The 23075-nt window shown below is 67.7% G+C and carries 25 protein-coding genes and 5 pseudogenes; 10 read left to right on the forward strand and 20 right to left on the reverse strand.

All coding sequences use genetic code 11. The features are described 5' to 3' along the window. Window positions 1–90 precede the first annotated feature (90 nt). Complete coding sequence (locus HEB94_RS18115; protein WP_192750984.1) at window positions 91–303, reverse strand: hypothetical protein; 213 nt, start codon at window positions 301–303, stop codon at window positions 91–93. A 225-nt stretch (window positions 304–528) separates the two neighbouring features. Here HEB94_RS18115 and HEB94_RS18120 point away from each other — a divergent pair, with 225 nt between their 5' ends. The 3 genes and pseudogenes from HEB94_RS18120 to HEB94_RS18130 all read left to right on the forward strand — a co-directional run bounded on the left by HEB94_RS18120 (window position 529) and on the right by HEB94_RS18130 (window position 2407). Then, window positions 529–681 carry a hypothetical protein gene (locus HEB94_RS18120; protein WP_192750985.1) on the forward strand — a complete coding sequence of 51 codons (153 nt, stop codon included), beginning with the start codon at window positions 529–531 and terminating at the stop codon, window positions 679–681. Window positions 682–832: 151 nt separating this feature from the next. Further along, the gene (locus HEB94_RS18125; RefSeq protein WP_192750986.1) at window positions 833–997 is read left to right on the forward strand and encodes a hypothetical protein; all 165 of its coding nucleotides are present in this window, start codon (window positions 833–835) and stop codon (window positions 995–997) included. A gap of 209 nt (window positions 998–1206) precedes the next feature. After that, window positions 1207–2407: pseudogene (locus HEB94_RS18130) on the forward strand (IS110 family RNA-guided transposase). 154 nt (window positions 2408–2561) lie between these two features. On the opposite strand, the pseudogene HEB94_RS18135 reads toward HEB94_RS18130, so the two are convergent. The 4 genes and pseudogenes from HEB94_RS18135 to HEB94_RS50760 all read right to left on the reverse strand — a co-directional run. After that, a pseudogene (locus tag HEB94_RS18135) lies at window positions 2562–2837 on the reverse strand (transposase); the annotation flags it as partial. 48 nt (window positions 2838–2885) lie between these two features. Continuing rightward, complete coding sequence (locus tag HEB94_RS53595) at window positions 2886–3443, reverse strand: integrase core domain-containing protein (protein WP_202896411.1); 558 nt, start codon at window positions 3441–3443, stop codon at window positions 2886–2888. 508 nt (window positions 3444–3951) lie between these two features. After that, complete coding sequence (locus HEB94_RS18145; RefSeq protein ID WP_192750987.1) at window positions 3952–4305, reverse strand: helix-turn-helix domain-containing protein; 354 nt, start codon at window positions 4303–4305, stop codon at window positions 3952–3954. An 87-nt stretch (window positions 4306–4392) separates the two neighbouring features. Further along, window positions 4393–5337, reverse strand: a pseudogene (locus tag HEB94_RS50760) (IS1380 family transposase); the annotation flags it as partial. On the opposite strand from HEB94_RS50760, the gene HEB94_RS18160 reads away from it, so the two are divergent. The 5 genes from HEB94_RS18160 to HEB94_RS53600 all read left to right on the forward strand — a co-directional run bounded on the left by HEB94_RS18160 (window position 5300) and on the right by HEB94_RS53600 (window position 7821). Then, a complete protein-coding gene (locus tag HEB94_RS18160) occupies window positions 5300–5476 on the forward strand; it encodes a hypothetical protein (RefSeq protein ID WP_192750990.1) in 177 nt (58 codons plus the stop codon). The pseudogene HEB94_RS50760 and the gene HEB94_RS18160 sit on opposite strands and share 38 nt — an antisense overlap. 80 nt (window positions 5477–5556) lie before the next feature. Then, a complete protein-coding gene (locus HEB94_RS52520) occupies window positions 5557–5682 on the forward strand; it encodes a hypothetical protein (RefSeq protein ID WP_273375870.1) in 126 nt (41 codons plus the stop codon). A gap of 119 nt (window positions 5683–5801) precedes the next feature. After that, on the forward strand, window positions 5802–6152 hold the full coding sequence (locus HEB94_RS18165) for a hypothetical protein (RefSeq protein WP_192750991.1): 351 nt from the start codon (window positions 5802–5804) through the stop codon (window positions 6150–6152). Window positions 6153–6245: 93 nt separating this feature from the next. Further along, window positions 6246–6857, forward strand: coding sequence for an NADPH-dependent F420 reductase (locus tag HEB94_RS18170; RefSeq protein ID WP_192750992.1), 612 nt, complete (start codon window positions 6246–6248; stop codon window positions 6855–6857). Window positions 6858–6939: 82 nt separating this feature from the next. Continuing rightward, a complete protein-coding gene (locus HEB94_RS53600) occupies window positions 6940–7821 on the forward strand; it encodes an NADP-dependent oxidoreductase (RefSeq protein ID WP_420481592.1) in 882 nt (293 codons plus the stop codon). Between the two features lie 91 nt (window positions 7822–7912). On the opposite strand, the gene HEB94_RS18180 is transcribed toward HEB94_RS53600, so the two are convergent. From HEB94_RS18180 to HEB94_RS18245, 14 genes and pseudogenes are all read right to left on the reverse strand, one after another. Next, the gene (locus HEB94_RS18180; RefSeq protein ID WP_192750994.1) at window positions 7913–8125 is read right to left on the reverse strand and encodes a hypothetical protein; all 213 of its coding nucleotides are present in this window, start codon (window positions 8123–8125) and stop codon (window positions 7913–7915) included. A 393-nt stretch (window positions 8126–8518) separates the two neighbouring features. Then, window positions 8519–8754, reverse strand: a pseudogene (locus HEB94_RS18185) (transposase); the annotation flags it as partial. A 174-nt stretch (window positions 8755–8928) separates the two neighbouring features. Further along, the gene (locus HEB94_RS18190; RefSeq protein WP_192750995.1) at window positions 8929–9225 is read right to left on the reverse strand and encodes an IS110 family transposase; all 297 of its coding nucleotides are present in this window, start codon (window positions 9223–9225) and stop codon (window positions 8929–8931) included. A gap of 172 nt (window positions 9226–9397) precedes the next feature. Continuing rightward, a pseudogene (locus HEB94_RS18195) lies at window positions 9398–9564 on the reverse strand (transposase); the annotation flags it as partial. A 205-nt stretch (window positions 9565–9769) separates the two neighbouring features. Continuing rightward, on the reverse strand, window positions 9770–10963 hold the full coding sequence (locus tag HEB94_RS18200; RefSeq protein WP_192750996.1) for an alpha-D-ribose 1-methylphosphonate 5-triphosphate diphosphatase: 1194 nt from the start codon (window positions 10961–10963) through the stop codon (window positions 9770–9772). Then, the gene (locus tag HEB94_RS18205; RefSeq protein ID WP_192750997.1) at window positions 10960–11730 is read right to left on the reverse strand and encodes an ATP-binding cassette domain-containing protein; all 771 of its coding nucleotides are present in this window, start codon (window positions 11728–11730) and stop codon (window positions 10960–10962) included. The genes HEB94_RS18200 and HEB94_RS18205 overlap by 4 nt, the downstream gene beginning before the upstream one ends. 14 nt (window positions 11731–11744) lie before the next feature. After that, entirely contained in the window at window positions 11745–13532 is a 1788-nt protein-coding gene (locus HEB94_RS18210) for an alpha-D-ribose 1-methylphosphonate 5-phosphate C-P-lyase PhnJ (protein WP_192750998.1), read from the reverse strand. Between the two features lie 13 nt (window positions 13533–13545). Further along, entirely contained in the window at window positions 13546–14703 is a 1158-nt protein-coding gene (locus HEB94_RS18215; protein ID WP_192750999.1) for a carbon-phosphorus lyase complex subunit PhnI, read from the reverse strand. Then, window positions 14703–15326, reverse strand: a complete 624-nt coding sequence (phnH, locus tag HEB94_RS18220) for a phosphonate C-P lyase system protein PhnH (RefSeq protein ID WP_192751000.1) — start codon at window positions 15324–15326, stop codon at window positions 14703–14705. The genes HEB94_RS18215 and phnH overlap by 1 nt, the downstream gene beginning before the upstream one ends. Next, window positions 15323–15769 (reverse strand): phosphonate C-P lyase system protein PhnG, encoded by a 447-nt coding sequence (locus HEB94_RS18225; protein ID WP_192751001.1) that lies wholly within the window; start codon window positions 15767–15769, stop codon window positions 15323–15325. Before HEB94_RS18225 ends, phnH begins: the two co-directional genes overlap by 4 nt. Before the next feature lie 46 nt (window positions 15770–15815). Next, complete coding sequence (phnE, locus tag HEB94_RS18230; protein WP_192751002.1) at window positions 15816–17564, reverse strand: phosphonate ABC transporter, permease protein PhnE; 1749 nt, start codon at window positions 17562–17564, stop codon at window positions 15816–15818. Between the two features lie 5 nt (window positions 17565–17569). Continuing rightward, on the reverse strand, window positions 17570–18427 hold the full coding sequence (gene phnC / locus HEB94_RS18235; protein WP_192751003.1) for a phosphonate ABC transporter ATP-binding protein: 858 nt from the start codon (window positions 18425–18427) through the stop codon (window positions 17570–17572). Window positions 18428–18445: 18 nt separating this feature from the next. After that, a complete protein-coding gene (locus HEB94_RS18240; RefSeq protein ID WP_192751004.1) occupies window positions 18446–19429 on the reverse strand; it encodes a phosphate/phosphite/phosphonate ABC transporter substrate-binding protein in 984 nt (327 codons plus the stop codon). A 47-nt stretch (window positions 19430–19476) separates the two neighbouring features. Beyond that, window positions 19477–20391, reverse strand: a complete 915-nt coding sequence (locus HEB94_RS18245; RefSeq protein ID WP_192751005.1) for an SIS domain-containing protein — start codon at window positions 20389–20391, stop codon at window positions 19477–19479. 292 nt (window positions 20392–20683) lie between these two features. Between HEB94_RS18245 and HEB94_RS18250 the strand changes: the two genes are divergently transcribed. Further along, window positions 20684–20884 (forward strand): hypothetical protein, encoded by a 201-nt coding sequence (locus tag HEB94_RS18250; protein WP_192751006.1) that lies wholly within the window; start codon window positions 20684–20686, stop codon window positions 20882–20884. A 941-nt stretch (window positions 20885–21825) separates the two neighbouring features. Here HEB94_RS18250 and HEB94_RS18255 read toward each other — a convergent pair. Beyond that, window positions 21826–22317: a CGNR zinc finger domain-containing protein gene (locus HEB94_RS18255; protein ID WP_202896413.1), complete on the reverse strand. Its 492-nt coding sequence runs from the start codon at window positions 22315–22317 to the stop codon at window positions 21826–21828. Window positions 22318–22381: 64 nt separating this feature from the next. Here HEB94_RS18255 and HEB94_RS18260 point away from each other — a divergent pair, with 64 nt between their 5' ends. Further along, the gene (locus HEB94_RS18260; RefSeq protein ID WP_202896414.1) at window positions 22382–23062 is read left to right on the forward strand and encodes a hypothetical protein; all 681 of its coding nucleotides are present in this window, start codon (window positions 22382–22384) and stop codon (window positions 23060–23062) included. Window positions 23063–23075 lie beyond the last annotated feature (13 nt).

The raw sequence follows: 23075 nt of genomic DNA on the forward strand, positions 1-23075 counted from the left end.
GCCCGTGTCCGGGTCCTTCACCAGGCCGGTGAGGGTGGGCCACCGCTGGGCGGACCGGCCGTCGTCGGTGAACGCGTAGAGGTTGCCGTCCTACGCGCCGACGACGACGGTGTTGCCGCTGACCGCCGGGCCGGCCGCCACCCACGTGCCGATCAGCCTGCTGGCACAGCACCTGACTGGTGTGCCGGTCCAGTGCGTAGAAGGTGCCGTTGTTGGAGCCACGAACAGCGTGTCGCCGGCAACCGCGGGCGAGGAGGCGATGCCACCGGTGTAGGTGCCACCGGGCAGGAGGTGGTCCCCCACAGCACCGCGCCGGTCCGAGGGTCGAGCGCGGTCATGGCACGGCTCGGGAAGCCCATGTAGAGGACATCACCCGCGACAGCCAGGGCCGGGCCTATCTTCAGCTTCGCCGTGGGACACTTCGGCGTAGGCGCGGACGGAGACGCCGATGGAGTCGGCTAGGTCGGCGAGTACCTCGCGGTGCGGGCCGAACGCTTCCGCCTTCGGCGAGCAGGCCTTCTCGTTCCTGTGGGCATCCTCGGTGAGCACGGCGGCGAGGTCTTTGACGGACCGTTCGGGTCGCTGCTCATCCTCGGCTTTGGTGGGTGGTCGAGGTACGTGTCCAGGCCGGCGGGGAAGATGCGGTCCTTCCCGGCGGCCTCGATGACGGTGGGGGAGTAGTAAGCCGGATGATCCCAAGCCGGGTGTGATGCGCAGGTTGTCGAACGACCCGTCGCCGGTTCGGCGTGCCTCGGTGAGGGCGACCGACTCGGTGAGAGTCTGCGTCTCAGGCAGGACGAACCTCCGCTGATGGATGCCCTACGCTCCGGGCATGTACGAATACGCAACGGTCTTCCTCGCACCGGAGTTGGGAATGGTCGTGTGGCAGAACGAGATCAACGAGTGGGCGAGCAACGGTTGGCGCCTTGTCGCCGTGTCGAATGACGTGGCGTTCATGGAACGGCCGGCCGATATGTTGTCCGAGCGGCAGGTCTAAGCCTGGATCCGTAAGTTCTTGGTTGGCCCGGGAGGGCTGGGTGTGGCTGAGCCTTGATCGCCCTTGATGGCTCCGATGGATTGGCCGCCCGGCTCCTCCTGGGACGCCTTGACTGCTGATTGAGATGCGTGTCCTGGTCGCTGTTTACGGATCTGTCGGCGGGGTGTCCTTCGGGCCACGGCAATGTCGTTTGCTCGGAGGAGGATGAGATGAAGAAGCGGATCCCGTTCGGCTGGGTGGGCGTCGATGTCGGCAAGGGTCATCACTGGGTCTGTCTGATCGACGAGAGCGGCACGACCGTCTGGTCGGCGAGGGTCATCAACGACGAGGCTGCGATCCTCGACGCGGTCGGCAGCGTGCTTACTCGGGCTGAGGAGGTCGTGTGGGGAGTTGACGTCACGGGGACGATGTCGGGGCTCTTGCTGGCGCTGTTGGCGGCGCAGGGTCAGCGGGTGAGGTATGTGCCCGGTCGGACCGTGAACCAGATGGCGGGCGCCTACCGCGGTGAAGCCAAGACCGATGCCCGCGATGCATATGTCATCGCCGAGACGCTTCGACACCGCGGCGATCTGCAGGAGGTGGAGGTCTCGGCTTCGCTGGTGAGTGAGCTGCGGCTGCTGGTGACCCATCGCAGCGATCTGGTCGGGGACCGGGTCCGCATGGTCAACCGGCTCCGCGACGTACTCAGTGGCTACTTCCCTGCGCTGGAACGGTCCTTGGCTACGCCCACAGCCGTGGCGCGCTGGTTCTACTGACCGGCTACCAGACCCCCGGGGCGATCCGTCGGATCGGGCAGTCGCGGCTGCGGGCATGGCTGGTCAAGGGCGAAGGTCCGCAGCGCGGAGGAGATCGCAGCCGCTGCCCTGGCCGCGGCCAGGGCTCAGCAGAGTGTTGTGCCCGGGCAAGACGTCGCGGCCAGCATCGTGGCCGACCTCGCCGTCCAGATCCTGGCGATCGGCACTCGGATCAGCGAGTTGGACGCTCGCATCACCACTACCTTCCGCGCGCCCTCAGGCCGAGATCATCGAGTCCCTGCCGGGCATGGGCCCGATCCTGGGCGCCGAGCTCATCGCCGCAGCCGGGGACCTGGGCGGCTACGCCGACGCCGGCCGGCTCGCCTCGGCTGCCGGGCTCGTACCCGTTCCGCGTGACTCCGGACGACGCACCGGGAACCTGCACCGGCCGATGCGCTACTCACGCAAGCTGCGCAGAGTGTTCTACCTGTCCGCCTCCGCGGCCATGATGCGCGAGGGACCCAACCGCGACTACTACCTCAAGAAGCGTGGACAGGGACTCAAACACGTCCAAGCACTCATCGCGTTGGCCCGTCGCCGCGTCGACGTCTTGTGGGCTCTACTCCGCGACAACCGGGTCTTTCAAATCGAACCACCAACTGCTCAAGAGGCTTGACAACTTCATTGAGAATCCACCGATGAGCTTCGGGTGAGTGGGTCTGGTCCGTTTTGGTTTCGGTGGTGTGTGTGGGGGCGGCGTGGAGTCCCGGACCTCGCCTGTCCGGTTGTTCCACTGGTAGGTCTCCGGTCGGGCCGCGTGCGGCGGGTGGTCAGGTCGGGATCGTTGTGGGTGGGCCGCAGGTTCGGGTGAACAGGTCGGTCCATCCGCTTTGCCATGGCCAGGCGAGTGGGAGGTGGAGTGTGAGGCGTCTGGCGGAGGTCGCGATCCGGGCGGGGACGTTGACCAGCGTGCGGCGGATGGTGGCGGTGGTGGCTTTGGCCAGCGTGGGGCCGGTGAGGGTGGCGGCGGCGCGGGTGAGGTTGAAGGCAATGACGGCGAGGACGAGCCAGGCGGCGTTGGCGGCGAACTTGCCTGATGGCAGGTTGACCCGTTTCTGACTTTGCGATAGAGATTCGCGTCGGATTAGCCAACATCATCGGGGGTCCGGGTCGGGTTGAGTGTGCCGGTTGTTGCGGTGCCAGGCAAGCCTGGTTTGGTGGGCTCGTTCGAGCCCGTCTCGGCGGGCTTTGCGGATGGCTTGCCCGCGTCCGTCGTGTTCGTCGTTCGGGGTGACGTAGCCGATCGACTCGTGCAGGCGAACGCCGTTGTAGAACGACCGCACCTCGGCGAGCTCGGCACGTAGCGTGACTGGGTCGGTGATGGCGAGCAGGTGCGGGTGTTCGCGTTTGACGTGCCCGAACAGCGACTCGATCCAGCCCTGGTCCTGCGGGACACCGGGACGGCCGAAGTGCTGGGCGATCGCGCACATGGCCAGGAACTCCCGGGTCGACCCGGACCGCATCTGCGGCCCGTTGTCGGAGACAGCGAGCAGGATCGGCAGCCGTTCATCGTCGGCGCCTGACAGGTCGACCCGGCCGGTCTCGCCGCGGGCGATCGCCTCATCCCACAGGCCTCTTCCTCGAGTGCGGCGGTGAACGCGAGCTCGACCTGGGTGGAGGTCTCCTCGGATGAGACATGCGTCGATAGCCACTTGCGCGAGACCAGATCCTCCACCACGGTCACGTTCATCCCGCACCTGGTGAAGTGGGTCGTGTCGTAAACCCACAGCTGCCTGGGCCGGTACTCGACCCAGGCGGGGAACGGCTTGCGGACCGACCGTCCCGGCCGTGGCAGTGGCCGGAACCGCTTGTCGTGCAGGAAAAGCACCCTTCGCACCGTCGACGGCGACACCCACACCACACCGGTGTAGGAGCCGCGGTGGGCGAGCTTGCGATGGGACCGGTCGGTCTCGGCCCATAGGTCGAACAGCTCAAGGATCGCCGCCTCCTCAGCCGGCAGCAGGCCATGGGACGGGCTGCCGCCCGGCGTATTGTCGGCCAGCCCAGAACCGTGGCCGGCTCGGTCGACCCACCGGTAGTAGCGCAGCTCGTTCAGCTGCAGCACCCGGCGCGCGTCTCGGACAGTCCAGCCCTGGCCCGACGCCTCGCCGATGAGGTCCAGCAGCCCAGCCTTGGCGGCCGCGTCGACCCGTCGTGGGATCACACCCTCGAACCCCAGCCGTCTTTTCCCTCCACCAACGTGAGCTTGACCGCCATCTCCTTCAGGGCCTCCCCGAGCCGGGCCGCCTCGGCACGAGCCTGCTCCAGCTCCCAGTCCCGCTCGGCCTGCTGCCGGCCCGGCTTGGACGCCGCAAGGGCCGACAACGCGCCCTCCTTGGCCACGGTGCGTATCCGCATGATCGTCGACCGATCCACCTGATACTGCTCGGCCGCCTCGGCGATTGTGGTCTCCCCACGCACCAGCTGAAGCCAGATCTCGTACTTCTGCGACGGCGAGAGAAACCTCTTCGCCCTGCGTCCCGCACGATCGGTCGAGCGCTGCCCATCTGCCATGATCAGATCCTCCCGTCAGGGTCGGAGGACCCACCAGATGTTGTCTGATAGACGGACCGATCTCTATCGCGAAGTCAGACGCAAACCAAGGTGGGCCAAGGCCGCGTTCTTCAGGTCGGCGTGGACTTGTTCGATGATTGCGTGGTGGCGGTGGGTCTTGTCCGGGGTCACCGTGTCCCATCACACCTGGATCGGTGGTGGTGAAGAACGCGTGGAACCGCCAGGTGGTGAAGATGGTGTCCTGGCCCTGTCCGGCTTTGGGATTGAGGTCGGGGATACGTCGCACGATCAGTCGGCCTGGAACCTGCTCGGACTTCTTGGCCGAGGAGAACGCGGTGAAGTCGATTTCGGCGACCTCGGCGCGGGAGATCCACTGTCGGGTCGCTTCGTCGAAAACTGCGTCGGTGTACTCGATGGTCTGCCAGGCGGCCTCGCTGATGGAGGTGATGGCCTTCTTGACCGTCGCGTCCAGGCGGAGGGTGACCGACACGTCCGCGCCAGCGCTGATGGCGGTCACGATGGTCGCCCGGCCGTAGAAGGCCGAATCGGCTCGGAGAGCGGCTTGGCCCGCGCGGTCGGGCCACGCAACTGGGCAAGGGTGGCCGGCGCGTCAGCGACCAGCCGTTTCGCGCCTCGCGCGGACCCGCATGAGCCTTTGCGTAGCCGCTGCGCAACGATCACCGGCGCGGCTTGGCTGGTGGTCACGGTCGCCAGCAGCGCGTTGAGTCCACGCACCCCGGAGTAACCGAATCCTGCGCCCTGTTTGGCATAGCCGTGGACCTCGATGATCGTGTCATCGATGTCGAGGAGCGCGTACTCCTCGATCCCGGCCATCAGCGGCGTCTTGTTCGCCAGACCGACCAGTAGCCTCGAGGCGACCTCATCGAGCTGACGGATATGGCCGAAGGCGAACGCCCGCAAGAACGACCCCAACGTTGACGGCGCATACACGCCATTGAAGACCCGACCCATCCCACCATGGCGCAGCAGCCCCATGGCGTCTGGAGCAGTGTCGAAGCTGGTCAGACCGGCCCGGGTCTGCATTCCCTCGCTGCTTGGCGACGCCCTGGTCGACATCTGGCCACGCGACCGCTACACCGCAGACCGGATCGGCGGTCCCCAAGCCGCCGCGATCATCGGGACCATCGAGCGCGTAGAGCTGTCGACCTGAAACGGGGCGCCCCACGTTCACGTGGGGCAGGTCGAACCTGGCGGTCCAGCCGAGCGGCTACCACCAGGTCGCCGCTGGCCGTGGTGGAGATCCGCGCCGACATCGCCACCGACCAGGGCCGGAGGTGGCGGCACGCCGTCCGCATGCTGCGGGTGCGCGACATCGCACCTAACGAGGTGCCGCTCGATCTCGACCTAGAGGCGTGAGCCGCACGCCGCGACGTAAGCGGCGATCGCTGCTAGCTGTCCCGGGCGGCCCCGGACCCGCCGCAGCGGCCAGGGCCCGCACCAGCCTACATCGAACGTCTGTTCGAGCAAGAATGCGGGTGTGGCAGCATCGCAGGTACGGAAAGCAGGGCGTCGACGGGTATGAGGTGCCGACCGGTGGGCGCCGGCAGCAACTCGAGGTGGCCGTGCAGGCCACCTACGACCACGTGAGGATCGCTGGCGTCGAGGAGCGTTACAGGACGCGGAAGCAGGTCCGGGAGCTGGTCGCCGCCGTCGAGGACCGGACGGCGAGCGATCCGGCGGACATCGTGCTGGAGTCGTTGCGGATCGTCGTCAGTAACCGGCAGCTGCGCGACGCGTCGCCGAGCTCCGGGACACCTGCTGCGATGTGGAGGCGACCCGTGTACGAGATCGCCACCCGCATGTTCGAGATGGAAGGAGGGGTGTGATGGTGTATCAGGGCGAGGTGCTTTCCGTGGCGGCGCTGATCACACCCGCGTCTTGTGAACGATCCGAGTTTTCGGCGAGCCAAAGGAGTGCAGATGAGGATTGCCATTTTGGGAACGGGCAAGGTTGCACGGAGCATCGGAGGTGGGCTCGCGCGAGCTGGTCATGAGGTCGACTTCGGGTCGCGCAGCGGAGCCGCCGATCCAGACCTGCCCGGGCGGGTGGCGTCGCTGGCCGATGCCGCGGCGGTCGGCGAGCTCGTCATCAATGCGACCCCCGGCGCCACGTCGCTGGAGATGCTGAAGCAGATCGGGGCAGGACCGCTCGCGGGCAAGGTCCTGATGGACGTCTCGAACGCGATCCGGCCTGGGTTCGACCTGATGTACCACAACAGCAGCCTCGGTGCGTTGATCCAGTCCACGTTTCCCGACAGTGCCGTGGTCAAGGCGCTCAACACGGTGCATGCCGGGGTGATGGCCGACTCGCAGGCCCTGTCGGCGCCGACCATCGTGTTCCTGTCCGGGGACGACGGTGCCGCGAAGGCAACCGTCTCCGAGCTGCTCGCCGATATCGGATGGTCGCCGGAGTCGCAGATCGATCTTGGTGACATCACGACCGCACGCGCCACCGAGCACTTCATCCTGCTCTCGGCGGCCCTGAGTGGCGCCATCGGGTCGACGTCGTACAACCTGTCGATCACCCAGTGACGCCCCCATTGCTTCAAGGTCACCTGACGGGAGCGCGAACGTGCCCAGAGCCGTGAAGTTCCGCCGGTACGGCGGGCCGGAGGTGCTCGAGATCCTCGAGGTCGACCGACCAACCGCCGGTCCGGGTGAGGTCGTGATCGAGGTGGTCGCTGCAGCGATGAACCCCGGCGAGATCGCGATTCGAGAGGGCGCCTTCGCCACCATGTGGCCGGCTCACTTCCCGGAGGGCCAAGGCAACGACTTCGCTGGTTACATCGCACAGGTCGGGAAAGGCGTCGGGCGGTTCGAGGTGGGAGACCAAGTGGTCGGCTACCTGCCCCGGGCAGCCCAGGCGGACTTTGTACTGGCGCCGGTGTCACAGGTTGTGCCGAAGCCTCACGAGCTGAGTTGGGAGCAGGCCGCCGCTATCACCGGCGTGGGCGCCACCGCCTGGGCGGCCGTCGAGGCCATCGCGCCACACGAAGGCGACACGGTCGTGATCGCCGGTGCCGCCGGCGGAGTCGGCTCGATCGCGACCCAACTGGTCCAACTGCGAGGAGCGAGCGTCGTCGGGACGGCCAGCGCTGAGAATGCGGAGTTCCTGCGTGGGTTGGGCGCGGAGCCGATGCTCTACGGCGAAGGACTCTTCGAGCGGATGAAGGCGAGGATAGGCCCGCCTGTCACCGCACTCATCGACACCGTGGGCCGCGGCAACGTCGACATCGCACTAGCGCTGGGCGTTTCTCCGGGGCGCATCAACACCCTGGTCGACGGCGGCGCGATTCAACGCTACGGGGTCCGGTCCGAAGCCCAGGAGTCGACGACACCACAGGAATGGGAACTCTTGGCACGGATGGCGGCGAGCGGCGCGTTCCATGTGCCCATCGAGCAGGTCTACCCGCTCGAGCAGGTGCGCCAGGCCTACATAGACGTCGCGACACGTCACGGCCGCGGAAAGCGGATTCTCCGGATGAGAGCCGACTAGACGACGCCTCGACAATCGGCGGGCCCTGTCGAACCCGGCTGCTGCAGCAACCTTCTCCAACGCTGCAGTAATGCTGGCTGGAGCAGCGCTATCACGCCGTCATGGAGGGGTTTTCCGGTCGGGTGCGCGCTGGCTCACCGAGTACGTATGGCTGCGGGAACCCGACTCCCGTGCGGAATCCGGAAAGCAGCAGCAACGCGACGAGTGCGAGGCCCAGCGCACTGGCAGAAAGTGGCAGCACAGGCTCGCCGCCAGCCTGCGGGCGCCGCTTCTCCTCGCTCACGACGCCCGGCACTACGTGCATACCGAGGCACCGGCATTGGTGGGTCGAGCCGTTGAGGCTGTGATCGGCGCAGCGCGAGACGTGGCACCTTCCACCTCACCGTCCCCCGGCGATAACCAGCGGAGCGCTTAGATCGGCGGCGCGAGGAGTGTCTATCGCCGACTATTATCCCGTCACTCGCCTGGCTGAGTTGGTAGATCACGGCGCCGCGCTTATCACGAAGCACGGGTCGCATCTGATGCCTCCATCGTCCCCCTGTTCAGGATGGCCCGCAGCACCCGCACACCTTCGCCGTGGTGATCTCGCTGCCTCCGCATCCCAGTCGGTGGTCCGCGACTGTGGCGGTGTGGCGCAGTGGGTGGCTAGGGCCGGCCGCTGGCGCCGGCCACCTCGTTGGGGCGCGAGTAACGGGCCGCACAAGGACTCATAGCTCAACCGGTACCGGACTTCAAAAACATCAACCGCAGGTAAGTCTCCATCGGAGTCGAGGGGCGACCGATCCGAGGGTCGAAGAACGAAACGAACGGCGCGAAGAACGCCCGATCATCCAACAGCCCATCGACCCGGGCCAACTCCTCCGGAAGCCGAAGCAGCTCTTCCGGCAGCACCGACTCCCACAACGACGGCTGATGCCCTACCGTACGAAACATGATGGCCTCGATCCCTTCTAGCCCAAGGGTTCGAGGCCATCCTCCCGACTAAGCACCACCCGACCACGCCCCGACGCGCCAGACTCTTTCAGGTCGAAGTAGCTAGTGCCGCGGGTGGTCGCTGTCGATGTGGATGGCCCCGTACTCGAACGTGCGCAGACGCGGTTTCGGAGGTCAACGTGACGGTGCCACGGCGACGTGTTGATCCGGCCGATCCACCTCAACGACCGCTATCTGCTCCCCAGTCAGCGCACGCGCGAGGCCAGCGCCATAGGATCCAGTACCTTCGACACCAACTTTGATCACGTCACCCAACTGCCTGAGCCAACCGATCAGCTGCCGGTAGCCAGTAGGTGTCGCAGCGAACTCCCGATCTGCGATCACCTCACCAGCACGACTGATCGCAGCCGCATGATGAGTGCGCCCGTGGGTGTCAACACCGCCGTAGACCTCCGGCCTGTTCCTCGCCATCCTGGATGTGCCGTCTCTTCTGCGATAGCTGTGGCGGCACGCATCCGGCTGGGCGGGCGGACAGGAGAGTGATCGGGGCCTCAGCACAGGCTCCTATGAGGTCACGACGCTCGTCCGGTCGCGTGCCGAGTCGAGTTGGTCAGCCCCGCCGACGGATCTGGCTAAAGACACAGCCGTTGCGCTGATTCGTCCGGTCCGGGCTTGGCTGGCCGTAGGGGCGCCACAGATCGCGTCGGCCTCCGCACCCATCAGCGCGTCGATGAACGTGGCGAGCAGTTGACGCAGCAGGTCTGGCGAGGCCTGAGCCAGCTGCTCATGCAGGAACCGGTCAGGGGTCATACTGGGCTTGGCGGTCATCGCATGTACTCCTTCGGAAGGACTGTGAGAGGTCTTCATGAGGATCACGCGATGACCGCCCTAGACGACTACGACACGCCCATCAACGAGCGCCTGCGGTACACCACTCTGCTGGACGCCACTGAGGTGCCAATCACGTTCTACCTGCGCTGCCGCCGTACCGCGGCCTGAGTTGGCGCCCAGTTGATCATGCGACGGACTTGAACGTCGTCACCACCGACGGCCAGGTGCCGCGGTCGTCGATCAGGGCGAAGTCGGCGAGCAGTCCCTGATCGATCCGGCCGCGGTCGGGCAGCCCGCCGACGGCCGCCCCGCCGGCGGTGATCAACTTGATCGCCGCCGGCAACGTGAGCAGGCGCAGGTTCACCACCCGGGACACACAGCCGAGCAGGGCGCTGGCCAGGTAGTCCGACGAGACCGCGTCGATCAGCCCTTCGCGCAGCAGGTCGGCGGCCGAGACGTTTCCCGAGTGCGAGCCACCGCGCAGCAGGTTCGGGGCGCCAGCAACGATCAGCAGCCCACGTTCCCTGGCCCGCCGGGCCGCCTCGATGGTCGTCGGGAACTCGGCGACGACGCCACCCCGCTCCACCAACTCGTCGATCGCCTCGGGTGAGTCGCAGTCGTGGCCGAGCAGCCGGGCCGTACCGGTGCGGGCGAGTTCCCCGGCCCAGGCCAGGTTGGCCTCCCGAACCTGCTCGGTGCGTTTAGCGTCCTCGATCCGCTCGTACACCCGGCGGGTGGCGTCGGCACGATCGGCGCCGCCGGAGACCAGGAAGTCGATATGTCGCTCGACGTCGGCGTACTGGCCCTGGCCCGGCGTGTGGTCCTCGTGGGAGAGCTGGACCGGCAGCCGGGACGGCGGCAGGCTCTCGATCCGCTGGCGGAGGACTTCAGCGCCCTCCTCGGCACGGACGTTGAATCGGTGCAGCACTCGGTGGTCGACCCGGCTGCCGCGGTAGCCGTCGATGAACGAACTCATGCTGTTGGACTGAACCGGATCCCGGCGTACGCCGTGGGATGAGTTGTTGTGGAATCCCAGGCCGTGGAAGATCGTCGTGATCCCGACCCCGGCGACCCGCGACTCGAACGAGCCGATCGCGAAGTCCAGCGGCAGGTGGACCGAGGGCCGGGGCGTACGTTCCTTCTCCAGGGCGTCGCTGTGGGTGTCGATGAACCCCGGTGTGAGCAGCAGACCACCGCCGTCGACGTCGCCGCGCAGGCTCGGACCCTCGACGACCTCGGCGATCCGGCCGTCGGTGACCGCAACCGACGCTGGATCGGTGACCCGGTCACCCAGCACCACCCGGACGTTGGAGATCACGTACGTCGCCGGGGACGTCCCGAGCTGCCAGGTGTGCGCGGTCTCCCCGATGGCGGTCACGCGAAGACCTCGTCTAGCACGGTATGGCCGGCCGACAGCACCTCGTCGGGCGTGCCGTCGGCGGCGATGACACCACCGTCCATCAGCAGGACGCGATCGGCGACCCGGCGGATGACCGTCATGTCGTGGTAGATCGCCAGCACGCTCACGTCGTGATGATGCAGATCCTCGATCACCTCGAGGGCCAGCGCCCGGTTGGCCGGGTCGAGCGCCGAGACCGGCTCGTCGAGCAGCAGCAGCCGCGGCGGGCTCACGGTCCCGGCGGCGAGATTGACTCGCTGCCGTTCGCCGCCGGACAGCACCGAGCAGTCGACATCCCAGAGCCGCTCCTCGATGCCGAGCCTGGTCAGCGAGACGGCGGCCGCCTGTTCGGCCTCCTGGTGGGCCAGCCCGCGGCGAAGCGCGGCATTGGTGACCAGGCGCAGCGGGCCCTGCCGCGGCGGTGCGTTCAGGAACTGCGAGACGTAGCCGAAGTCGCGGCCGCGCAGCCGTGCCATCCTGCGGTCGTCCAGTGCGGTCAGGTCGATCGTGGTGTCGCCGTCGTGCAGGATCACGGTGCCGGAGTTGGGCAGGTAGTTGCGCACGATGCAGCGCAGCAGGCTCGACTTGCCTGCGCCGCTCGCGCCGGCCAGGGCCAGGTGTTCACCCTCGTACAGGGTGAAGGACACCGCGGTGAGCGACTGCACGAAGCGGTTGATGGCATGCAGGGTGAAGGACATGCTCAGGTTGTCGACCGTCAGCACCGGCGCTGGGTTGTCGTGGGTCATCGGCGGTTCATCTCTCAGCTGCGGGCAGCTGCGACGAGCTGCTGGGTGTACGGGTGGTGGGGGTTGGCGAACAGCTGGTCGGTGAGGCCTGTCTCGACGATCCGGCCCTCCTTCATGACGACCGCGCGATCGGTGAGCGCGGAGATTACCGAGAAGTCGTGGCTTACAACGACGACGGCCAGCTCACGCTCGGCGAGCAGCTCGCGCAGCAGGTCCAGAACGCCGGCCGCGACCGAGGCGTCCAGGCCGGTGGTCGGCTCGTCCAGCAGCAGTACCTGTGGGTCAGTGGCCAGGGCCTTGGCGATCTGGACGCGTTGCCGCATGCCGCCGGAGAACTGCCCGACGACGTCGTCCATCCGGCTCAGCGGCACCTCGACCCGGTCGAGCAGCTCGGCCGCCCGCTGCCGGATCTGGTGGTACGAACGCCAGCCGGCCGCGATCAGCGCGTCGGCGATGTTCCCTCCGGCCGAGATCCGCAGGTTCAGCCCCATCGCCGGATCCTGGTAGACGACGCTGAGGATGTTGGTCCGCAGCCTCCGGCGCAGCGGCGGCGCCCACCCGAGCAGGTTGGCCCTGCCGGCGCCGACCGCGCCGATGTAGACCGCTCCGGTCGACTCGAGTTCGTCGCCGATGATGCAGCGCATCACGGTTGACTTGCCGGAGCCGGATTCGCCGATCACGCCGAGCGCCTCGCCGGGCGCGACGTCGAAGCTGATGTCGCGGGCCGCAACCACCTCGGAGGATACCCGGCTGCCACCGAACACCTTGCCGAGCCGATCGACCTTCAGCGACCAGTCCTCGCCGGGCGCGGTGATCCCGGCCGGTGCGACCGGACGCTGTCCCGGATCGACGTGCACGGTCTGGCGTACGCGCTTGGACGGGTCGGGGTAGTAACGGCGCGGCACCAGCGGGTCGCGGCGCGCCTGATCCACGACACCGGCCCGGACCTTGAGGCAGAACTGGACGTCGGAGCAGATGTAGTCGCCGGTCCTGGTCTCGACCATGAACGACTCGTCCGAGCCGCACTTGGCGCAGCGCACACCCTCGAGGTACTCCACTTCGAACGGTACGTCGTCGAACCGCAGCGGCTCCACCCTGGTGTGCGGCGGCACTGCGTAGATCTTCTTGTCCCGGCCATGGCTGAGGATGGTCAGATGGTCGCTCTGGTTCAGCCGCGGTACGTCCCAGCGGGGGATCGGGCTCGGGGCCATCAGGTAGCGGTCGTGCACCAGCACCGGGTGGCCGGCGCCGGTGCCCATCACCCCGGTCAGCGCCAGCCGCTCGTAGAGGTGCACCCACATCTTGGCGTAGTCGGCCTCGGCATGCCGTCGCTTGCACTCGTACACCGACTTCTCGACCACACGCAGCGGCTCGGACTGTGGCACCTGGAGAACCAGGATCCGGCCGTTGCCCATCGGCTCCTCGGGGACCCGGTGCCGGGACTGGACGATGGTCGCGTCGTCGGTGTCGGCGGTCGAGCCGCTGCCGAGGGTGCCGACGATCAACCGCCGCAGGTTGACGGCGTTGACGCCTTCCTCGTCGCCCTGGTCGATGACCTTGACGTTGTCGGCCGGGCCGCCGATGGCGAGGGTGACCTGCAGTCCGCCGGATCCCCAGCCGCGGGCGACCGGCATCTCCCGGGAGCCGAACGGCACGATGTAGCCGGGGATACAGATGCCGGAGAGTACGGCCCGGCGGACCTCCCGCTTGGCCTGCTCGTCCATCACCACCGGGCGGCCGTCGTTGGAGTCCGGGGGCAGCAGCGGCGTGATCACAGCCGTGCCGTCGATCGTGGTTGTCATGGCTTCTCCCGGCTCAGTGCTCGTGGCCGTCATGGTCCTCGTGATCTTCGTGATCTTGGTTGTCGTCCTCGGCCAGCCGATGCAGCAGCGCCTCGGCCTCGACCCGTGCGGCCATGGCCGCGTCCAGCCTGGACTGGAACGTGACGAAGTGCGGCAGCTTGAGATGCTCCAGGAAGCCGCTGGTCGCCAGCCCGTCGGTGGTGTGCAGCAACAGCTGCTCCATCCGCTTGCCGGTGTCGGTACCGCGGAACCGCCAGGCCACGATGTCCAAGGACGCGGCGGCGATCGCCTTACGCTCGTTGTGCCCGAGCGCCATCGCATAGCCGATGTCGTAGGTGGTCGGATCCTCGCCGCGCTGCCCGCCGAGGTGGGCGACGGCCTCGGTCTCGGAGACCCGGATCCGGCCGATCTCGGTCAGCTCGCCGGTGTGCGGGTGCGCGACCCGTACCGGAAGCCGGCCGTGCCGGACCTCGCCGAGGGTGACGCCTTCGGACGGGTAGCCCTCGGGCCCGAGGACGCCCTGGTACCAGATGTTGATCAAGGCGCCGGTGTCGGCCTGGGACATCATCGACAGCCACGCCGAGCGTGACGCGGGCAGCCGTGGGGCCACCATCTGGATGTCGAACGGCTGCTCGTCGGTCTGGACGTGCCGGTCGACGAGGACACCCTTGTCGTCCAGGTAGTCGCGGAACCTGCGGAACGGCTCGTCGGCCGGGTGCTGCAGTTCGAGGTCGACCTCGTCGGGCTCGTCGATGATCGGCAGCGGCAACTCCGGACCGTCGTGCAGGATGCGTGCCGTGTAGTCGACGGTCTCGCCCAGCAGGATCGGCCCGTCGGGCTGGCGCTGGGTCGACACCACACGGCGCAGCAACTGCATCTCACGCGGGTTGAGCGGATGGCTGAAGGCCAGCCGCGGGAGGGTCGAGCGGTGCGCCCGGATCAGGTGCACGGCTTCGGTGATGTCGCCGTTGGCCTGCAGGAACGCCGCCGCCGCGGTCGCCTCGTCCCACAGCCCGGCCTCGCCCATGATCCGGTCGATGGCCATCGGGAAGGAGGCGACGACCGACTCGTGTGTCAGGCCTGAGTCGAGCTGTGCCCGGCGCTCCAGGACGAGTCGCTCGGCGGCGATGATGGCCTCGGTGCCGCCCTTGTTGGTACCTGCGTAGGACATCAGGCGAGCTCGACTTTCGTCGTACGGGAGAGGGCGGCGACCCGGCCCTCATCGGTGACCAGCAGGACGTCGATCCCGGCCGGGTAATCGGAAACCAGGTCCGCGCGTACGTCCAGGAATTCCTCGCTCAGGCCGGCCACCTCCAGAGCGGAATGGCGTTGGATGCCCGGGCCGGTGAGGGTCCAGCCGCCGGTCTCGCGGAGGTCGGTGACACGCTGGAACAGCATCGCCCCGGCTTCCGGCGACCAGTGCGTACCGGTGTTCAGGCGCCGGAACTCCCGGGGATCCGGCTCACCGAATGCCAGGGCGTACCGAGTGGACTCCAAGTCGGCTACCGGGGCCACCGTCAGCCGGGCAGCGAGCTCAAGGGCCTGGTCGACCGGCTGGCCGGGTGTCGGGAGCGCGGCGATCGGCGTCATGATGTCGGCCAGCATCAGTAGCGGGATCATCACCGCCGGAACACCATCGGGTACGGCCTCCAGCGGCAACTGCTGCAGGGTTCCCGGCTCTGAGAACGCCTCCATGATCGCGCGGAAGGCTTGCTGGGCGGTGTCCGGCGGAAGCTCGCGCGGCGTCGGCCAGTCGGCGACCGGCCGGACCGGCATGGCGGTCGTCGTGGTCACGGGATCTCCTCGAATTCGACGATGGACGGGGTCAGCCGCTCCCATTCGGCGGCGCGCTCGACCCGGCGCCGGTCCTCGGTCCGGTCGGCGAGTGCCTCGATCTCGGTGGCGCGCGGGCCGCCTGCCTGCCACTCGGCGGCCAGGATCGCCCCGGCCAGCGCGGCGACACGGTCCGAGCCCAGCCGCATCGACCAGCCGAAGGTGCCGCGGCGCTGCACCTCGGCCTGGGTCACCAGCACGTCGCCGAGGATGAAGCGCTCTTCGGCGACGGTGTCGCGTACCTGGGTCACGACGACCCCGACGGTCGGCGGCCGGGTGACGGTGACGTCGGGATCATCGATCAGGCAGGCGGCGGCGAGGTCGATCACCGCACGGGGGTCGGCCTGGTTGAGTTCGGAACTGAGTCGCGCTCGCGGGGAGGGCTGTGTCAACTGCGATGTCATTTGTGATCTTTCGGGTGATGATCTTTCGTGTGTGTGGTGGGAACGGTCATTTGACGGTCTGTCGGGTCCAGACCGCGAGGCCCTCGGAGCACAGCACCAGGGCGACGACGCCGATCAGGCAACTGGTGACGAGGCTGTACTGCAGGACCCGGGTGGCGTCGCTCATCAGGAAGCCGATGCCGCCGGCGCCGATCACGCCCATGCTGGTGGCTCCGCGGACGTTGGTGTCGAGCTGGTGCATGGTGTGGGCTGCCAGGGCAGGCATCACCTGGCGGAATGTTGCGGTGAAGAAGACCTGGGAGGCACTGGCACCGGAGGTGCGTACGGCGTCCTGGACGCGGATGTCGACGTCCTCGAGGGAGTCGGCGATGATCTTGCTGAAGAACCCGATCGCATGCACGCCGAGGGCGAGGGCGCCGGCGGTCGCGCCGAGTCCGGTGATCACCACGAAGACGATGCCGACGATGATCCCGGGGACGGCGCGGATGGTCACGACGAGGAGCCGGAAGAAGCCGGAGACGTAGCCGTTGCGTACCACGTTGTTGGCCGACAGCAGGCCGAGCGGGATGGCCAGGATCAGCCCGAACAGGGTACCGGCCAGGCCCATCTGGGCGGTCTCGATCAGGCCGACGACGATGCTCGGGAACTGGCCTGCGGTGGTCGGCGGGAAATAGAGCCGGATGGCTTTCCACGCCGACTGGACCCCCTCGGTGAAGCCGACGACCTCGAACCCGGCCCCGAAGATCGACGCGACGATGATCGCGAAGACCAGCACGGTACCGGCGGTGCGCCGGATCCGCGCCGGGGTCCACGGCTCGGTGATCGAGTACGACCCCGTGGTCCTGGTTCGGACGGCAGCCGCCCCGGACGACCTGGCGGTGCCGGTGATCCAGCCGCGCGGGGTTCGGTGTCCGGTGAGGACGGCGAGCCAGCGCGACCCGCTCGATGTCGACGCCCGCTGCTGGCGGCCGAGGATGCTCCGGCGGATCAGCGTCGAGATGATCTCGGCGGCCAGGCACATCACCAACAGCACCAGGGTCAGGCCCATGCCGCGCGGATAGTTCAGCGAGTCCAGCGCTGCGGAGATGTTCATGCCGATTCCGGCGATGCCGACGAAGCCCAGCAGCACCGAGCCGCGCAGGTTGATGTCGAACGCGTGCAAGGTGGTGGCGATCAGCGTCGGCCGCACCTGCGCCAGCACCGAGCCCATGATCTGTTGGAGCTTCGTTGCGCCCGCCGCCCGGAACGCCTCCGTCGGGCCCGCGTCGACTTCTTCGATGGCATCGGCGAACAACTTCGCCATGAAGCCGACCGAGCCGAGGCCGAGAGCCAGCACGCCTGGGGTGCCGCCGAGTCCGAACATCTGCACCAGCAGCATGGCGATGACGAATTCCGGGGTGGAGCGGAAGGCCACGATCGCCGCCCGCATGACCAGCCGTACGGCCGGATGCGGCGAGGTGTTGGATGCCGCAAGCAAGGCGACCGGAAAGCTGATGATCAAGCCCAGGACGGTCGCCAGGACGACGATCGCCAGGGTCTGGATGATCATCCCGGCCAGATCCGTGAAGTCCGGGAAGGTGAACGGGACGGTACGCCGCAGAAAGTCGATCGCATTGTCCCGTCCGTCGATGAAGGTCACCGGGTTGAGGTGCAGCGCGATCATCGACCAGACGGCCAGGCCGAAGACGATGATCAACGCGATGGAGAGCAGCCTGCTGCCGATAGACCGCTTTGGGCGCGGTGGGAAGGTCAGCTCCCCGACTGAGATCGGTTGATCAAGTTGGGTCGCGGACATGGCGGCTACCTCGCCAGCCCCGGGCGTGCCGGAGCGTGCGCAGCCAGCGGCTGCGGAACGCCGGCAGCGACCGTCAGTGAGTCGTCGGTGGTTCCGGTGGCGGCGCTGTAGATCTGCATGGCCCGCTCGGCGTCCAGGTTCAGCGCCGACTCGTCCAGGACGACCCGTCCCTCACGAAGGCCGACGATCCGGTCGGCGAAGCCGAGGGCGTACTCAATCTGGTGCAGGCTCATCAGGACCGTGAGCCGATCCTCCTTGCTGATCCGGGTCAGGATGCCCAGGACGTCCGCACTCGACTCCGGGTCGAGGGAGGCCACCGGTTCGTCGGCCAGCAGCACCGAAGGCTGCTGGATCAGGGCCCGCGCGATCGCCACTCGCTGCTGCTGACCACCGGAGAGCGTGTCGGAGCGCTGGTACGCCCGCTCCGCCAACCCGACGCGATCCAGCAGATCCAGCGCGTGCCGGCGGACGGCCGACGGATACATCCACAGGCCGACTCGGGGGCCCCGCAGGGCGCCGAGGTTTCCGGAGCAGACGTTCTCCAGCGCGCTGATGTTGCCGACCAGGTGGAAGTTCTGGAACACCATGCCGATGCCGCGCCGAAGGTCGCGCAGCTGCCGTCCGCGCACAGTCCCCACGTCGGTGCCGTGCACCAGCACGGCACCAGACGTCGGGGAGTGCAACCGGTTGACGTGCCGCAGCAGGGTTGACTTGCCCGATCCCGATTTGCCGAGCAGCACGACCCGGGTACCGGATGAGATGTCGAGACTGATGTCGTCCAGCCCGAGGACCATCGGGGTGAATCGCTTGGTGACCCGGCTGAGCCGGATGGCGGGCACTTCCGGCCCCGCTGCGTTGATCATGAGGCTTGTTCCTTCCGGTCAGCCTAGGTTCGTGCAGGCGTCGGCCTTGGTGGCCTTGCAGACGGCGCGGATGCCGTTGTAGTCGGAGTCCTTGACGGGCACATAGCCCCAGCCGCCGAGGTCGCAGAACCCGGTCTTGTCGGCCGGGTCGCAGTCGCCATCGGCCTTCAAGGCGTCCACGTTGAGGTCTTTCAGATAGACGTTCTTGATCTTGTTCTGCAGCGCCGGGGACAGTTTCGAGCTCACCGTGACCGGCGAGTTGGGAATCGGCTCCGAGGTCCAGATCTGCCGGATCTCACCCTTCTTGAGCTGCCCGGACTCGATGAGCTGGGCCGGGGTGTCTTGGGTGGAGAAGGAGATGTCGCACTGGCCGCTGTGCAGTGCCAGGGCGGATGCCGGGTGAGTGCCGGCGAAGACCGGCCTGATGTCCTTCTTGGCATCGAAGCCGACCTTCAGCAGGGCTGCCGTCGGGTACAGGTAGCCCGAGGTCGACAGCGGGTCGACGAAGCAGACCTTCTTGCCTCTGGCCTGCTTGAGTGAGGTGATGTCGCTGCCTGCCTTGACACTGGCCACCGAACGGTAGAAGGCGCTGGCGCCCTTGGTCGGCGCCATCACACCGATCACGTTGACGCCGACGCCGGTGTCCTTGGCGACGGTGTAGGAGAACGGCCCGTAGCCGGCGACCTGGGCCTTCCCGGCGCGCTGGGCCTCGATGGTTGCGGCGTAGCTGGTGGCGCGGACGTAGTCGACCTTCATGCCGAGCTTCTTCTCCAGCACCTTCTGGATCAGCTTCTCGCCGGTGCTCAGCGAGGTCTGCTCCTCGCCGGGGAGGTGCACGATCGCGAGTGTGCTGGGATCATTGCCGTCCTTCGCGTTCGCGGCGTTGGCACCACCGCTCGACGTGTTCTGGCTGTCCATGGCCGAGGTACACGCGGTCAGACTGATCGCCGCCATGGCCATGGCGGCGACGGCAACAGCGGCTGTGCGGAACCTGATGGGCATCGTGCGTTCTCCTCGTACTTAAACGGTGGGAATAGCAGGGATGCTGCTCAGCGCCCCACCGACAACGGCGCGGGGCCGGTTCGGGTGGGTTCTTGATCAGGTGACGGCCGCCCCCCGCACGGGGCGGCGCACCCGGTCGACGTTGGGTTCGGTGGGTCGGCAGCGACCGAGGTGATGGCCTGGACGAGCGCGAGATGTACGGTTCGGCTAGCCGTGTCGGCGCTGCGGTACGGGTCCCCGGGCGCCCCGGCGACCAGGGTCATGTCACCGAGCTCGGCCAGCGGCGACCCGGAGAAGCTGGTCAGCACGACCAACCGGGCGCCGGCCTGGGAGGCCAGTTCGGCCGCGTGCAAGGTGGCCGCGGTGGTTCCGGAGTGGCTGACTGCCACGCACACGTCGCGTGCTGTGAGGCGGGCAGCAATGGCAGTCTGGGTGTCGGAGTCGTCGGGGTAGGAGCAGTGGAATCCCGACCTGCTCAGCAGCCCGCCGAAGGCCGTGGTGATGCGCAGCGACGGTCCCGACCCGCACAGGTGCACCCGCTCGGCCTGCCGGATCGCCAGTCCGACACGTTCGATCAGCTCGACGTCCATGCTGGCGATGGCCCGGCCGAGGTTGGTGAGCGTGCGCTGCAGGACGTCGTCGGGTGCGTTGACGGGTCGCTTACCGATAATGTCTGGACGCTGTGACCCCAGTCGGAGCGAGGTCAGTTGCAGCTTGAATGCCTGGAATCCCTCCAGTCCGATGCTGTGGCAGAACCGGATGACGGTGCCGACCGAACTCGCCGAGGCCAGGGCAAGTCGCGCGGCCGACATCGACAGCACGCCATCGGGATCGCGGAGCACCAGGTCGGCGACCCGGCGCTCTGCCCCGGAGAACTCGAACATCAGGGATCGCACTCGCTCGAGCACGTCCGGATCGGCGACCTCGGTCGAGCAGTTCGGCGTCCGATAGTCCTGCGTCACATCGACGACGCTAAGGAGGGACTGTTGACAGGGCTTAGCCAGTTAAGTAAATGGAACGTAGCTACCAATGACCTTTCGAATGTGAAACGTGCACATCATTCGCCGCCGATCAGGTGCCGCTCCGTGGCGTCGTGAAATCGCAGCGGCCGGTCTGTCATGGTGCCGAAACGGTGATCATGTCGCGGAACCGGGAAAGATCAGGTCCCGCCGAGCACGCTCCTGAGTGCCGCTTCGGCGTCGGCGAGGACTCTCATCGCGCCCACCGAGCCGCGGTGTCGATCGCGTCCCGGGCATGCAGTTCGGCCTGGTGCTGGTCGCCCTTGGCCAGCGACAGGTACGCGAGCCCGACGAGATTGGCCGCAACCCCGGAAGTGAACCGAGCTGCCGGCGCAGCGCGGTCGACGCGGGCCAGCTGACGTTCCTCCTCGTCCACCCCCCGCGCAGCTGGTCGGCGATGGCCAGGTGGCGCAGACAGTACGAGGCGGTGAGTTGATCATCAGCCTCGTCGGCGATCACCGGTGCGCGGCGCAGCACGGGCCGGCGGTCTCGTCGTCGTGGCCGAGGACCTGCTCGACCCACCGATACCCTGAAGCCGCGCCACCCCCACCGACCGCGCGGCATCCGACATGCTCGTCCCGCGATCGAACAACACCCAAAATCGGGCTTCCACCGCCGCCCTACCGTACGAAACACGACGGCCTCGATCCCTTCTACCTCAAGGGTCCGAGGCGATCCTCTCGATCAGACACCACCCGACCACGCCCCGACGCGCCAGACTTTTTCAGGTCGAAGTAGCTAGGCCCGCCGCCGCGTCTCGATCCGCCCTGAGGTCTGTCAATGGTTTTGACAATGAAACGCCGTCGGCGAGGGCCATCTGTGACAGCGCAGACAGGCGAATGGCCAGGTCAGCAGGCGTCAGACAGGCCACTCGGGGCTTGTCGGCCCTCTTGTAATCGGGCGTAGGGGTTCAAGTCACGTCGCAGGCCCTCCTGGCTCCCGGACCAAGCCGCGCCCCCGCCGAAGCCCGACCTTGGCGATCGGATACCTACGGCAGCATGCGCCGATGACGGCCGAGGATGCCACCTCTGGCCTTTGCGGCACCGTGCTGGAGTCGGCCGCGGAGCACGGAGAGTCTGAAAAGCGTGACGGCAACCGCACTGCGCGGCGTATACGCGGCGAAGTTCGCGGTTCGCAGATGAACGCGCAGGTCAGAGGGTGGTTGGCGTCCTTCTGTAAAACCGTCGGCTTCGCCTACACTGGTTCGAACCCAGTACCTGCCACAGCACCACGAACGGCCCCTGACCTGCACAAACAGGTCCGGGGCCGTTGTCATTGATCCCCGGCTGCAGCTGGTCGAGTTCGGTGGCCTACGGCGGCCCGTCGAAGCGCGTCCGCGCCCTCGTACTCCGCCGCGTGGTTTCGCGCGCCGTGCTGCTAGGTGTTTTTCGCCGCCCGGGCCCGATAGGCCGCGACCGTCGTCCGACTCGCGCACGCGTTGGAGCAGAACCGGCGCGCCCGGTTCCGCGACTGGTCCACGAAGTAGTTTGCGCACCCGGCCGCGGCGCACCGCCCCAGCGTCACCGCCGGATCCCCGGCCGCGACCAGGGCGAGCTTGGCGGCGATTAGCTGGCCGACCCAGCGCTTGGCCGGGGTGCCGTTTCGGCTGAAGTGGATGTGCCAGCCGTCGAGGCCGTCGTGGTCGGACAGGTGCATTTCCGGCGGATAATCGCGCAGCAGGCGGTGCACGGCGTCGGGGGCGGCGCCGTCGACCGACTGCGCCAGGGCCGTGCGCACGAGGTCCGGCAGTTCGCCGTAGTCGCCGCCCGGCGGCGGAGTGATCTCGTGCTCTGCGAAGAACGTGGCGACCAGTTCGCCGTGCTGGTCGAGGGTCCCGGTATTGGCCAGCTCGACGGCCAACCGCGTCACGTTCCCAATGTAGTCACCGTATTGCACTTGACCACCTACATCGCCGCTTCTTACTGTAGGCGCCATGCTAACTGACGACACCTACGTGGCCCGCCGACTGCACGTGCTCGGGGAGTGGGACGCCGCGCTCGCCGTCTTGGGTCCGGATGCCGAGCCCGAGTTGCGCGCGGAGATTGCCGTCGACCGCTGGTTCTTCCAGATCGAGGGTCATGAGGAGGCCGAGAAGGCGGTCGCGGCGCTCGATCCCGCATCGCCGACCGCGCACCTGCTCACGGCGCGACTGGCCTACAGCCGCCTGCTGTTCCGGCGCGACCCCCGCGCCGACGACCGCGCCGTGGCCGAGGCCGGCTACCGCGCGGCGGTTGAGAGCGGCGACGAGAAGCTGCGCGCTTGGGCCGAGTACCACTGGGCCGTCCTGCTGGACAACATCGACGAGGACCCGGCCGGCGCAATCCCGCGCTACGAGACAGCCCTCGAGATCGCGACGAAGTCCGGCGACGGCTACTTCGAGTCCTACATCATCCGGCACCTCGCACCGCACAAGGAGCCGGCCGAGCGGATCGCGATGCTGCGCCGCTCACTCCACCTGCGCGCCGCGCTCGGCGCCCGACCCCAGACGCTCGCCGCGCAGGCCACCCTGGCCGACAACCTCCCCGAGAACGACCCTGAGCGCGCCGAGCTCATGCAGACATTCCGCCCGGGTGCCGAAGAACTGCACATCGGCTGGCTCCTGTCCGAGGACTGATCCGCCGCTCCGC

Source organism: Actinopolymorpha pittospori (genome assembly GCF_014873875.1).
GTDB lineage: Bacteria > Actinomycetota > Actinomycetes > Propionibacteriales > Actinopolymorphaceae > Actinopolymorpha > Actinopolymorpha pittospori.

Bases quoted from the DNA above. Each gene is read 5' to 3' on its own strand.
- HEB94_RS18125 (WP_192750986.1), top strand. From the start codon at position 833: ATGTACGAATACGCAACGGTCTTCCTCGCACCGGAGTTGGGAATGGTC.
- HEB94_RS18145 (WP_192750987.1), bottom strand. From the start codon at position 4,305: ATGGCAGATGGGCAGCGCTCGACCGATCGTGCGGGACGCAGGGCGAAG.
- HEB94_RS18160 (WP_192750990.1), top strand. From the start codon at position 5,300: ATGGCGTCTGGAGCAGTGTCGAAGCTGGTCAGACCGGCCCGGGTCTGC.
- HEB94_RS18170 (WP_192750992.1), top strand. From the start codon at position 6,246: ATGAGGATTGCCATTTTGGGAACGGGCAAGGTTGCACGGAGCATCGGA.
- HEB94_RS18180 (WP_192750994.1), bottom strand. From the start codon at position 8,125: ATGCACGTAGTGCCGGGCGTCGTGAGCGAGGAGAAGCGGCGCCCGCAG.
- HEB94_RS18190 (WP_192750995.1), bottom strand. From the start codon at position 9,225: ATGGCGAGGAACAGGCCGGAGGTCTACGGCGGTGTTGACACCCACGGG.
- HEB94_RS18205 (WP_192750997.1), bottom strand. From the start codon at position 11,730: ATGACCCACGACAACCCAGCGCCGGTGCTGACGGTCGACAACCTGAGC.
- HEB94_RS18210 (WP_192750998.1), bottom strand. From the start codon at position 13,532: ATGACAACCACGATCGACGGCACGGCTGTGATCACGCCGCTGCTGCCC.
- HEB94_RS18215 (WP_192750999.1), bottom strand. From the start codon at position 14,703: ATGTCCTACGCAGGTACCAACAAGGGCGGCACCGAGGCCATCATCGCC.
- HEB94_RS18225 (WP_192751001.1), bottom strand. From the start codon at position 15,769: ATGACATCGCAGTTGACACAGCCCTCCCCGCGAGCGCGACTCAGTTCC.
- phnE (WP_192751002.1), bottom strand. From the start codon at position 17,564: ATGTCCGCGACCCAACTTGATCAACCGATCTCAGTCGGGGAGCTGACC.
- phnC (WP_192751003.1), bottom strand. From the start codon at position 18,427: ATGATCAACGCAGCGGGGCCGGAAGTGCCCGCCATCCGGCTCAGCCGG.
- HEB94_RS18240 (WP_192751004.1), bottom strand. From the start codon at position 19,429: ATGCCCATCAGGTTCCGCACAGCCGCTGTTGCCGTCGCCGCCATGGCC.
- HEB94_RS18250 (WP_192751006.1), top strand. From the start codon at position 20,684: ATGCAGTTCGGCCTGGTGCTGGTCGCCCTTGGCCAGCGACAGGTACGC.
- HEB94_RS18260 (WP_202896414.1), top strand. From the start codon at position 22,382: ATGCTAACTGACGACACCTACGTGGCCCGCCGACTGCACGTGCTCGGG.